Annotated in this window: 1 rRNA gene; it reads right to left on the reverse strand. The window is 56.4% G+C overall.

From position 1 onward, the window contains the following. Nucleotides 1-259: 259 nt before the first annotated feature. Nucleotides 260-1,792: ribosomal RNA gene (locus tag EZM51_RS20355) — 16S ribosomal RNA — on the reverse strand. Nucleotides 1,793-1,977: the final 185 nt, after the last annotated feature.

A 1,977-nucleotide genomic window follows, 5' to 3' on the forward strand; every position in this document is an offset into this window, starting at 1 on the left:
GCCTCGGTGAAGGCCTGAAGAGTCCAAACCACCCCCAACCCGAAAGTCAGGGGCTGCGTCCGGTCCCTCAGGACCCAACAGCGTGCACGCACCCAACCCGCCGACCCCAGTCGTTCCAACCACCCGAAAGCGGCGTACTGAACCAGAACCCTTGGCCTGGATGCCTATGTCAATGTTCCACCCATGAGCAACCAGCCAGACACATTCGGCCTGCTACTGGTATGCCTGGACACCCCGAAGAGTGCCAGATGCTCCTTAGAAAGGAGGTGATCCAGCCGCACCTTCCGGTACGGCTACCTTGTTACGACTTAGTCCTAATCACCGATCCCACCTTCGACAGCTCCCTCCTTGCGGTTAGGCCACTGGCTTCGGGTGTTACCGACTTTCATGACTTGACGGGCGGTGTGTACAAGGCCCGGGAACGTATTCACCGCAGCGTTGCTGATCTGCGATTACTAGCGACTCCGACTTCATGAGGTCGAGTTGCAGACCTCAATCCGAACTGAGACCGGCTTTTTGGGATTCGCTCCGCCTTACGACATCGCAGCCCTTTGTACCGGCCATTGTAGCATGCGTGAAGCCCAAGACATAAGGGGCATGATGATTTGACGTCATCCCCACCTTCCTCCGAGTTGACCCCGGCAGTCTCACATGAGTTCCCACCATGACGTGCTGGCAACATGCGACGAGGGTTGCGCTCGTTGCGGGACTTAACCCAACATCTCACGACACGAGCTGACGACAACCATGCACCACCTGTACACCAGTGTCCAAAGAGTCCCCTGTTTCCAGGGTGTTCTGGTGTATGTCAAGCCTTGGTAAGGTTCTTCGCGTTGCATCGAATTAATCCGCATGCTCCGCCGCTTGTGCGGGCCCCCGTCAATTCCTTTGAGTTTTAGCCTTGCGGCCGTACTCCCCAGGCGGGGCGCTTAATGCGTTAGCTACGACACGGAAACCGTGGAAAGGTCCCCACATCTAGCGCCCAACGTTTACGGCGTGGACTACCAGGGTATCTAATCCTGTTCGCTCCCCACGCTTTCGCTCCTCAGCGTCAGTTACGGCCCAGAGAACTGCCTTCGCCATCGGTGTTCCTCCTGATATCTGCGCATTCCACCGCTACACCAGGAATTCCATTCTCCCCTACCGCACTCCAGTCTGCCCGTACCCACTGCAGACCCGAGGTTGAGCCTCGGGATTTCACAGCAGACGCGACAAACCGCCTACGAGCTCTTTACGCCCAATAATTCCGGACAACGCTCGGACCCTACGTATTACCGCGGCTGCTGGCACGTAGTTAGCCGGTCCTTTTTCTGCAAGTACCGTCAAACAACCCAAAGGCTGCCCTTCTTCCTTACTAAAAGCGGTTTACAACCCGAAGGCCGTCATCCCGCACGCGGCGTTGCTGCATCAGGCTTGCGCCCATTGTGCAATATTCCCCACTGCTGCCTCCCGTAGGAGTCTGGGCCGTGTCTCAGTCCCAGTGTGGCCGGTCACCCTCTCAGGCCGGCTACCCGTCGACGCCTTGGTGAGCCATTACCTCACCAACAAGCTGATAGGCCGCGAGTCCATCCCAAACCGAAAAAACTTTCCACCCCAGAAGATGCCTTCCAGGGTCCTATCCGGTATTAGCTCCGATTTCTCGGGGTTATCCCAGAGTCCAGGGCAGGTTACTCACGTGTTACTCACCCGTTCGCCACTAATCCCCCCAGCAAGCTGGAGTTCATCGTTCGACTTGCATGTGTTAAGCACGCCGCCAGCGTTCGTCCTGAGCCAGGATCAAACTCTCCAAAAAAACTTGTTCAACCAACCCCCGAAAGGGCCAGTCAAGAGTTCAACCTCTGACTGAGAAACAATCAAAACTGCTGACTGTCCATCAATCCAAAGGAATCCCACCCCATCCGAAGACGAGGTCAGGGTTCAAAAATTGGCATTGAACATAGTGCACGCTGTTGAGTTCTCAAGAAACGGACGCACCCG

Origin of the sequence: Agromyces sp. H66, from assembly GCF_004959775.1 — a bacterium.
Taxonomy (GTDB): Bacteria; Actinomycetota; Actinomycetes; order Actinomycetales; family Microbacteriaceae; genus Agromyces.